A 9,601-nucleotide genomic window follows, 5' to 3' on the forward strand; every position below is an offset into this window, starting at 1 on the left:
CGGGCTGCTTGGCCGACGGGCTACTTGACCGATCCGGCGGTGAGCCCGGAGACCACGTGCCGCTCGATCAGCGCGAACAGCACCACGACCGGCACGATCGCCACGACCGAACCGGCGAACAGGTAGTTCCACTGGACGGTGTAGTTGCCGATGAAGCTGTTGATGCCGACGGTGAGCGGCTGGGCGTTCGGGGCGGTGGACAGCGTCAGGCCCATCACGAACTCGTTCCAGGCGGAGATGAAGGTGAAGATCAGCGCCGTGACCACGCCCGGCAGGGCCAGCGGCAGCACGACCCGGCGCAGCGCCCCGAGCCGGCCCAGGCCGTCCAGCAGGGCGGCCTCCTCCAGTTCCACCGGGATCGAGGAGATGTACGCGGTGAGGATCCAGACCGCGAAGGCCAGGTTGAAGGCGGCGTTGCAGAGGATCAGCGTCCAGACCGAGTTGAGCATGTCCAGCTGGTAGAACTCCCGGTAGAGGCCCACCAGCAGGGAGGTCGGCTGGAACATCTGGGTGACCAGCACCAGCAGCAGGAACAGCCTGCGCCCCCGGTAGCGCACCCGGGCGGTGTAGTACGCGGCGGGCAGCGCTACCAGCAGTGCCAGCACGGTGGAGCCGCCGGCCACCAGCAGGGTGACCCGCAGATTGCCGCCGAGGGTGGAGTCGCGCCAGACGCCGAGGAAGTTGGACCAGGCGAAGTGCCGTGGCAGGTAGGTCGCGTCGCGCAGTTCGTCCGCCGGGCGCAGCGCGGTGACGACCATCTCCAGGTACGGGAGCAGGAAGAACGCCGCCAGCAGCCAGGCCGCCCCCGCGAGGGCCAGCGTGCGCGGGCCGAGCCGCCGCTTCCGGGGTATCTGACCGAATGTCAACTCTCCTCCTGGTTCCAGCGGCTGACCTTCAGGAAGGCGAGCACGAGCAGCACCACGAGCGCGAAGTTGACCACCGACATCGCCGCCGACTCCCCGATGTCGGTGTCCTTCAGCTGGTACATGAACACCGTGCTGGTGGCCGTGTCACTGCTCGGGCCGCCCTGGGTCATGCCCCAGATCACCGGGAACGAGTTGAAGACGTTGATCAGGTTGATCACCACGCCGACCAGGAAGGCCGGGCGCAGCAGCGGCAGGGTGATCCGCCGGTAGGCCTGCGCTCGCGAGGCGCCGTCCACCCGGGCCGCCTCGTACAGCTCGCCGGGGATGGTCTGCAGACCGGCCAGCAGGGTGTAGGTGGTGAACGGCAGGGAGACGAACACCGCGACGAACACCATCCACGGCCAGGCCGTCGACGGATCGCCCAGCCAGTCCCGCGGCCCGTCGATCAGCCCGAGGTCGGTCAGTGCGGTGTTCAGCACGCCCGCCGTCCGGTCGAGCATCCAGCGGAAGCCGATCGCCGTCATCAGCACGGACGCCGCCCACGGCGCGATGAGCGCCCAACGGGCGTACCGCCGGCCGGGGAAGCGCTGGTCGAACAGCTGGGCCAGGGCGAGCGAGAGCAGCATGGTCAGGCCGACCACGGCGAGCGTCCAGACCACCGTGGCGAGCAGCACATGGCCGAGGTCGGCCTCGCCGAACAGCTTGCGGTACTTGTCCAGCCCGGCCGAGCCGCGGACGAAACCACTGGTGCTGACCCGCAGGAACGAGGTGCGGACCATCTCGTACACCGGCCACAGCACCACGGCCGCGATCAGCAGCACGGCCGGGCCGATCCACGGCAGCGGGCCCAGTCGACGGCGGCCGCGGGCAGGGGAGTTGGGAGTCACGGGGTCGCCTTTCGCGGCCGTCGTCCGTCCGGCGCCGTCACTTGTCGGCGACGGCGGCCTGGGCCTTCTTCTGCAGGTCGCCCAGCACCTTGGCCGGGTCGCCCGAGACGGCGCTGCCGATCGATTTCTTGATCTCGGCGGAGACCGCGTCCCAGGTGGTGTCGCCGAGCGGGTAGAACGCGGCGTTCGGCAGCAGGGCGAAGAACGGTGCGAGGTCCTGGTGCTTGCCGCCGGTGGTGAGGTCCTGCAGCGCGCTCTTGGTGACCGGCATCAGGTTGTACGTCTCGTCGAAGGCGAGCTGGTTGTCCTTGGCGTACGCGAAGTCCAGGAACTTGCGGATCTGGTCGCCGTGCCCGTTCTTCTTGAAGGCCATCATCCAGTCCGCCACTCCGAGGGTGGAGCTCAGCGGGCCGTCCTTGCCGGGGATGGGCGCGACCCCGTAGTCGACCTTGCCCGCCTGCGCCATCTGGATCAGCGACGGGTGCCCGTTCAGCATGGCCGCCTTGCCGGCCGCGAAGTCCGCGAACGCGGTTTTGCGGTCGGTGGTGGCCGGGTTGGCGTAGGTCAGCCCCGGGTCGACCAGGTTCGTCCTGAGCCAGCGGAAGGTGTCGATGTTCGCCTGGCTGTTCAGGGTGTACCCGCCGTCCTTGCCGGTCGGGCCGCCGCCGTCACCGAGCTCCCAGATCATGCTCTCGCCCTGGGCCTCCTCCGGGCCGAGCGGCAGCGCGTACGGCGTGACCCCGGGCGCCTTCGCCTTCAGCAGCTCGGCGTCCTTGCGCAACTCCTCCCAGCTGGTGGGTGGTTGGGTGATGCCGGCCTGCTGGAACACCGTCTTGTTGTAGAACAGCGCCCGGGCCGAGGAGACGAACGGGATGCCGTACTGCACGCCCTTGACCTGCCCGGCGGTGGCGAAGCTGTCGATCAGATCGGCCCGGGTGGCGGGCGACAGCACGTCCTCCGCCTTGTACAGCAGGTCGTCGGCGACCTTGTCCGCGTAGCCGCCGGTCTGCAGGACGTCCGGCACGTTGCCGCTCTGGATCATCGTCTTGACCTGCTTGTCGATGTCGTTCCAGTTCACCACCTGGACGTCCACCTTGATACCGGGGTTGGCCGCGGTGAAGTCGGCGGCGACCTTGTTCCAGTAGTTCTTCGAGCTGTTGGACTCCTTGTCGCCGTAGTCGGCGGCCACCAGCTTCAGCGTCACGTTCCCGTCGGCGTCGGTCCCGCCGCCCCCACCGCCACCGCCGCCGCTGCCGCAGGACGTGAGGGCGAGCGCACCGAGGGCACACGCCGAGACGAGGACCAGTACACGTTTGTCCACCGCAGTTACCGCCTTCGTGCGTGCTTGATCGGATGATCCAAGATGCTTGAAGAACGCAGGTTTTGAGCAGTTTCGAAAGAGCAGCTTGCTGCTTCGGGTGGTTCATGTCAATCCTGGGCGCAGTTCTGAGCATGCCGCCGCCCGGATCGGGGCAGGCCGAAGGCGCTCTGCGCAGAATCGCTCAATCCGCCGCCCCGGCCGGTCGGGGAGCGGCGCCGTGGCTCATATGTCGCTCAAATCTCTTTATCCGGTAGTGAGTTGTGCCACATCATGGAAGCGTCCGGGACGTGCACCACCTCTCTTCCGGAGGCAGTGATGAGCACGAGGGGGCGCTCGGCGCAGGGGCTCTGGATGTCCTCCGGCTTGCGGACGCTGGCCCGGGTGATCACGGCGACCGCGCTCCTCGCCGCCTACGTCGCGCTGCACCTGGCGATCACCGCGGTGGAGACCCGGCAGGCCCACGACCGCTTCCACGACGGCCCTGCCCGCGCCACCGCGTTCACCGCCCTGGTGGACCGCTACGCGAGCGGCGACCGGACCGCCCGCGCCGAAGTCGGCGCGGCGCGGGCGTGGTTCGAGGAGAACGCGCCGCCCGGCCGGGCCCGGGCCACGGTCGCCACGGCCACCGATCTCGTGCACCAGGGCCAAGGCGTCGCCGCCCAGGCGCGGGCCGGCACGCTCGCAGCGGACGTCGAGCGGGACCGGGGAACTCTCGATCAGAACCTCCGTACCCAGACCCAGGCCACGCTGTGGCTCGCGGCGGTCGCCCTGGCGCTCGCCGGACCGTCGCTCCGGCTGCGCCGCCGGCGCAGGGCGGCGACCGCGGAAGCCGTTCGTACGGTCGGCCGGTTCGCCGAACGGCACCCGCCGTGGCGCCGGCCGCTGTTCCTGATCGCGAGCGGCCTCGGCTACACCCTGTTCGTCGGCGGGATGTTCCTCGTCGGCGGGGCCCGGCGAACAGGTCTGGAGGGTCCACCCGTGGCCGTCCAACTCCTGATGCTGCCGACAGGGTTGGTCGCACTCGGCGCGGGCTTCCTGATCCTGCGGTACACCCGGCCCCGTTCGACCCGGAACGCTGTCGCGGCCCTGCGGGCCGACGGCCGCCGACCCGTGCTCTACCTCCGCAGCTTCGCCGACGACCGCAGCGCGGCACAGATCGACGACGGACAGGAGCTCAACATCCACTCCCGGGAGGAACAACTCGCCGCCGCGCTGCGGGCCTTCGGCCCCGTGATCGCGGTGGGCAGGCCGGGCGAGCCGCTGCCGCTCCTCGGCGCCGCACGGTTCTACCTGCCGCTGGACGACTGGAAGCCGACGATCCTTCGGCTGATGGACCTGGCTCAGCTCATCGTGCTGCGGGTGGGCGTCGGCGAGGGACTGCGGTGGGAGGTCGAGCAGGTCATCGCCACCCAGCCCGCCCGCAAGCTGCTCCTGCTGACACCGGGCCGGGTGAGGGAGGCGATCGACAGCCTGGACGGCCGACTACCGGTGCCGCTGCCGCTGGAGGGGGTGGCGACGGACACGTCCTGGATCTCGGCCGCCGTCACCTTCGGCCCGGACTGGACACCGCAGGTGAGGGCGGTCCAGCCCGTTCCCGACCCGGAGGCCCCCCGTGGCGGGCTCGTACGCCGCTGCAGAACGGCCCTGGAGGCGATCGGGGAACCCTCACCGGCGCGTCGTACGGTCCGCGCGATGAAGGCCGCACTGGCAGCGGTGGGCGTCCGCGGCCGGATGGTCGTGCAGCGCAGCGACAGCAACATGCTCCGCACCTTGGGCAAGGGCGCGGTGGCGATCGCGGTCCTGGTCCTGCTGCTCAGGCTGCTCGAACTCGCCGGTTTCTGAGGGCGCCGAGCCGGAACCGGCGCCGGGCCGGCGTCCGGCGTGACTCGGAAGACAGCAACGTCAACGGAGGGAAACCATGAACGACGCACAGCACGGCGGTACCGGTCACCCGAGCGACGCCGGCCCGGCACAACGCAGGCCGGTGACCGGCTGGGCCGCCGCCGCGGCGGTGCTGATCGCGGTCGCCGTTCTGCGGGAGGTGCTGCTCGCGGCGAGCAGCTGGCGCGACTACCTGCTCATCCACGACTACATCAACGGGGCGGCCACGGAGGCGGATCTCGCGGCCGCCGACGCGGACGTGCTCACGGCGGTGTCGTCGCTGACGGCGATGTTCGTGGTCTGGATCCCGGCCGGGGTGGCGTTCCTCGTCTGGCTGTGGCGGGCGCGGGTCAACGCCGAGGCGATCGGTGGCCGCGACTCGCAGCGCCGGGCCCGGTTGTGGGTGGTCGGGGCATGGACGTCCCCGGTGGCCAACCTCTGGTACCCCTACCAGGTCGTCTCGGACATCTGGCAGGCCAGCGCTCCTCGGCGGCGAGCCTCCGCCACCTTGGTCAAGGCCTGGTGGGCGTGCTTCCTCCTGGCCCAACTGGTCAAGCCGATCCAGTGGCGCCTGGCTTCCGCGGAGTGGGAGGGCGAGCAGGACGTGCTGTCCTACGCGTACGTGACCACCCTGCTCGCGGCGTTGCTGCTGGCGGCCGGTGTGCTGGTCATCCCCCTCATCAGACAGGTCACCGCCTGGCAGACCGAGGCGCCGGGGACCGCGGGCGGTGGGCGGTGAGCCCGGCATCCGCACGTCCCCCCGAGGAGCCGGAGCCGGGTCAGCCGCCGGAACTCCTGGAGCTGTACAAGCTCGCGGTGGAGATGGCCGACCGGGTGTCCGCCCGTCGCGGCGCGGCCAACGCCTTCTTCCTCTCCGTGCAGACCGCCCTGGTCACCGTCGTCGGCCTCGGGATTCCCCAGCTGCGGGAGACGGCGTGGTGGGCGGTGGTCGCCGTCACCGCGGCGGGCCTCACGGTGTCCGTCGCGTGGTGGCTCCAGCTGCGCAGCTACCGGGACCTCAACACCGCGAAGTTCAAAGTCATCAACGCGCTCGAGAACGGCCTGCCGGCCAAGGTCTTCACCGACGAGTGGAACCACCTCAAACAGACCCCGCGCCCGGGGTACAAGCGGTACGCGGAACTCGGCATCTCCGAACGGCTCGTTCCCTGGGTGTTCGCCGCGGTCTATCTGGTCATCCTCACGGGCACACTGCTCGAATGACCTATCTTGACGATCTCGCCGATCTCATCCGCTCGTGCCTGCCGCCCACCGCCGCCCCGCCGGCCGACTCCGACGCCCTCTTCCGCAGCTATGCCGTCCTGCTCCGAGCGAAGGGGGAGCTGGTCACGGACGAAGACGTCCATGACGCCTGGTCGGCCTGGATGCAGTCGGTGAACGCCACCCATCGCGCCCTGGTCCCCTTCCAGGACCTCCCCCCGGAGACCAGGGCGTTCGACACCCCGTACACGGAGGCGATCCGGGCGGCGGCCCGCAAGGTCGGACGGTGACCGGCAGGTGCCCCGAGCCCGGCAGCGCCGCCGCTGAGGAGCGGGCCCGCACCCCGTGAGGGCCCCGCCCGAATCCGGGTGTGGGCACCCGTCACCTACCAGGAGCAGGGGGCCCCGGACCGGTAGAAGACGATCGAGCAGGCCGCGCGGTCGCGGTATGGTGGCGCGCGCAGTCGGGGAGGCTGCGGGCCGGGGGCGGCGGTTCGGGCGTGCTGTCCGGCCGGTGGCTCCGGCGCGTGGTTCGGACGTTCGGGAGGGGAGCGGCGTGGCCGGGGACGTGACGGTGGAGACGATCGACCTGGGGGACGGCACCACGGTGCGGGCCGAGGTGATCGGCGAGGTGGGCTTCGCCGCGGCCGGGGACGAGGACGGCTTCGGCGACGTGGCGCTGCGGGACCGGGCCGCCCGGGTCGGCTCGGCGGTGGCGCTCTCGCTGGACCAGGTGCGCGGCACGGTGCAGGGCATCGGGCGCTGGGCGGCGGAGACCATCGCCCAGGGAGGGTCCGGGGCGCCGGACTCCTTCGAGGTCGAGTTCGGGCTCAAGTTGGCCGTGAAGTCCGGGCAGTTGCTCGGGATCATCGCGGAGGCCGGGAGCGAGGCGGGGCTGACCGTCAAGCTCTCCTGGGACCTCGCGGCGCGGCGCGAGCGGGCGAACGGCGGCCCGGCGGGCGGTGCGACGGCCGTAGGCGGTGCCGAGGGTGCCGAGGGTGCCGAGGCCACCACCCCCGCCGTCGCGGAGTGACCGGCCCGCACCTCGACGGCGCCCGGTCCGAGGCGCTGCACCGCTGTGCCGTCAGGATCGAGGCGGTGAAGGGCTTCCGGGGCAGCGGCTTCCTGGTCGCCCCCGGCCTGGTGCTCACCTGCGCCCATGTCGTGCTGGACCGCTCCGGAGTGGCCGAAGGGCTGGCCGTCCGGCATGGTTCGGGCGCTCACCCGGTGGAGCCCGGGGCGGTGCGGGCCGAGCCCGACACCATGGGCGGCGGCTCCTTCGAACCGTTCCCCGACCTCGCGCTGCTCGACGTCCCGGCGCTGGCCGGCACCGGCCACCCGGTGGCGCCGCTGGCGGACGGCGAGGCCGAGCCGGGCAGCTGGCTGACCGCCCTGGGCTACTCCACGAAGACCCCCACACCTGGCGCGAGCGCCGACACCGCGGCGCTCCGGGTCGTCGGCCGCTCCGGGGAGTTCATCGGTGTCACCGGCTTCGTCCAGCCCGGCTTCAGCGGCAGCATGCTGGCCGGGCCGGACGGCCTGGTGCGCGGAGTGCTCAAGGGCACCCGCTCGGACAAGCAGGACCTGGGCGGCTGGTACGTCCCGCTGGCGGCGCTGCTCGCCTTCCTCGGCCCGGCGGTCCAGGCGGTCACGCCGGAGCCGTCCGAACCACCGCCCACCGACGCCGAGTTGGTGGCGGCCCTGATGGCCGTCCCGTACACGGCGCGCGCCGACGGGCGGTTCGACCTGCTGGAGCGGATGGGTGAACACCTCGGCCTGCCGCACTCGTTCGAGGTCGAGGAGCGCACCGACCGCCGCGACCACCTGTTCCGGATCGTCCGCCGCTGCCGCCACCATCGCGACGTCCCGGCGGCGCTGCGCGCGCTGTCCACGGCGCTGGAGGAACTCGCCCCGTACGACGGCGCGTTGGAGCGGCTGCGGGCCCTGGTGGAACGGGCGGCGGCCGGCGGCCCGGGGAGCAGGTAGAGCGATGACCGCAGGGGCGTACGGCGACTGGTCGCCGCAGGCCGCCGTCGAGCCGGGGTGTCGCACCGCGCCCCCGATCGAGGCGGCCGAGGGCCTGCTGACCGAGATCCTCTTCGAGTTCCAGGGGATCTCCCGGCGGGAGTTCCGGCAGGGCGTCCTGGAGACGATGGGCCGCTCCCCGTCCTCCCGGATGTTCCACCTGGACGTCAAGGAGGCCGACACCGCCCGCGAGCACGTCCGGGAGATCCTGCGGAGCATCCGCCGCGCCCCCGACCCCCGGGCCGTGCTCGGCTCGCTCGGCGAGGCGCTCAGGGCCCACGAACCCTACGACGGCGCGCTGCCCTGGCTGGAGCTGGTGGTGCTGGCGCTGACGGCCGACACCGGCCTGGCCCCCGAGCTGCTGCTGCGCGTCATCGCCCTGCTGCGCGCGCTGACGCCCCCGCCCGGCCCCCACCAACTGCTCGTCCACGTGCCCCCGCAGGCCCCCGGCCGCCACCGGATCGACGAACGGACGACGCTGCCGGAGATCCTCGGTCGGCTGCTGGACCGCTTCGGCGGGCCCGACGCCGGGCATGCGCTGTCCTTCCTCGACGGACTGGCGCGGGACCGTGATCTGACCCTGCGGCACCCACAACTCGGCGGCCTGGCAGAGTTGTTGAGCAGTGTCACGGCGGCCCGCCGGGCGCCGCGACAGGAGGCGCCCGGCCGGTTGATCGTGCAGATCCGGCTGGAAGCGGAGACCCCGGAGCACATCGAGGCGGCCCGCTACCACCTCCGGGCGTCCTGCTACCGCCAGCCGGCGGCCGGCGGGCCGATCGAGCGCCTCCACGACCTGGTCGCCGCCGACTCGCTCGCCCTGGAGGATCTGGTCGCCGAGGGCAGCGCCCGGCTGGCCGGCTGGCAGGCGCTCTTCACCGAGCTGGCCAGGAACCGGCGCAGCCCCGTCCGGATCGAGTTCCTGCTGCCCAGGGCCCTGCTCGGCCACAGCGCCGACCTGTGGTCCCCGACCCCCGCGGGCCACCGGCTAGGACTGCTGCACCCCGTGGTGGTCCGCTACCTCGACCGCTACACCAACCCCTGGCTGCAGATCCCGGCCTGGTACGAGCGCTCGGAGCACCTGCTCGCCGACACACCCGACTGCGAGGCCGTCGACCGGATCGGCTGGCCGCCCCTGCACCCCGAACACGCCGCCGACCTGCCCGGCTGGCTCGACGGCCGGCCCACCGTGGCCTGCCTCGGCCTCGACACCCCGTACGACGAACTCGACCCGCGGGTGCGCGCGGCCGTGCTCGACGCCGTCGAACTCGACGGCGTCCCGGCCATGTTGTGGGGGGGGGGGGGGGGGGGGGGGGGAGGGAGGGGGGGAGGGGGGGACCGGGAAGCCAATCGCTCCCCGTATCCCCCACGCACACCACCCTCACCCCACCCCACCCCCCACACGCA

General features: G+C 72.0%; 10 protein-coding genes. 7 read left to right on the forward strand and 3 right to left on the reverse strand.

The genetic code is table 11. The features are described from left to right. Nucleotides 1-20 precede the first annotated feature (20 nt). From ACZ47G_RS25735 to ACZ47G_RS25745, 3 genes are read right to left on the reverse strand one after another with little or no spacing between them, the layout of a single operon-like run. Nucleotides 21-866 carry a carbohydrate ABC transporter permease gene (locus ACZ47G_RS25735; protein ID WP_465746414.1) on the reverse strand — a complete coding sequence of 282 codons (846 nt, stop codon included), beginning with the start codon at nucleotides 864-866 and terminating at the stop codon, nucleotides 21-23. Then, nucleotides 863-1,753: a carbohydrate ABC transporter permease gene (locus ACZ47G_RS25740; RefSeq protein WP_465746416.1), complete on the reverse strand. Its 891-nt coding sequence runs from the start codon at nucleotides 1,751-1,753 to the stop codon at nucleotides 863-865. Before ACZ47G_RS25740 ends, ACZ47G_RS25735 begins: the two co-directional genes overlap by 4 nt. 37 nt (nucleotides 1,754-1,790) lie before the next feature. After that, the gene (locus ACZ47G_RS25745) at nucleotides 1,791-3,074 is read right to left on the reverse strand and encodes an extracellular solute-binding protein (protein WP_465746418.1); all 1,284 of its coding nucleotides are present in this window, start codon (nucleotides 3,072-3,074) and stop codon (nucleotides 1,791-1,793) included. A gap of 315 nt (nucleotides 3,075-3,389) precedes the next feature. Here ACZ47G_RS25745 and ACZ47G_RS25750 point away from each other — a divergent pair, with 315 nt between their 5' ends. The 7 genes from ACZ47G_RS25750 to ACZ47G_RS25780 form a co-directional block, all read left to right on the forward strand. Further along, the gene (locus ACZ47G_RS25750) at nucleotides 3,390-4,916 is read left to right on the forward strand and encodes a transferase (protein ID WP_465746420.1); all 1,527 of its coding nucleotides are present in this window, start codon (nucleotides 3,390-3,392) and stop codon (nucleotides 4,914-4,916) included. Nucleotides 4,917-4,992: 76 nt separating this feature from the next. Then, on the forward strand, nucleotides 4,993-5,694 hold the full coding sequence (locus ACZ47G_RS25755) for a DUF4328 domain-containing protein (protein WP_465746422.1): 702 nt from the start codon (nucleotides 4,993-4,995) through the stop codon (nucleotides 5,692-5,694). Continuing rightward, nucleotides 5,691-6,176: a RipA family octameric membrane protein gene (locus tag ACZ47G_RS25760; RefSeq protein ID WP_465746424.1), complete on the forward strand. Its 486-nt coding sequence runs from the start codon at nucleotides 5,691-5,693 to the stop codon at nucleotides 6,174-6,176. The genes ACZ47G_RS25755 and ACZ47G_RS25760 overlap by 4 nt, the downstream gene beginning before the upstream one ends. After that, a complete protein-coding gene (locus ACZ47G_RS25765) occupies nucleotides 6,173-6,463 on the forward strand; it encodes a DUF7701 domain-containing protein (protein WP_465746426.1) in 291 nt (96 codons plus the stop codon). The genes ACZ47G_RS25760 and ACZ47G_RS25765 overlap by 4 nt, the downstream gene beginning before the upstream one ends. 265 nt (nucleotides 6,464-6,728) lie before the next feature. Then, nucleotides 6,729-7,205 carry a CU044_2847 family protein gene (locus ACZ47G_RS25770; protein ID WP_465746428.1) on the forward strand — a complete coding sequence of 159 codons (477 nt, stop codon included), beginning with the start codon at nucleotides 6,729-6,731 and terminating at the stop codon, nucleotides 7,203-7,205. Next, nucleotides 7,202-8,158, forward strand: coding sequence for a trypsin-like peptidase domain-containing protein (locus ACZ47G_RS25775; protein WP_465746430.1), 957 nt, complete (start codon nucleotides 7,202-7,204; stop codon nucleotides 8,156-8,158). The genes ACZ47G_RS25770 and ACZ47G_RS25775 overlap by 4 nt, the downstream gene beginning before the upstream one ends. Nucleotides 8,159-8,162: 4 nt before the next feature. After that, nucleotides 8,163-9,601, forward strand: a 1,439-nt coding sequence (locus ACZ47G_RS25780) for a VMAP-C domain-containing protein (RefSeq protein WP_465746432.1), incomplete at its 3' end; no start/stop codon positions are given.

Source organism: Kitasatospora sp. NPDC030952, from assembly GCF_055571335.1.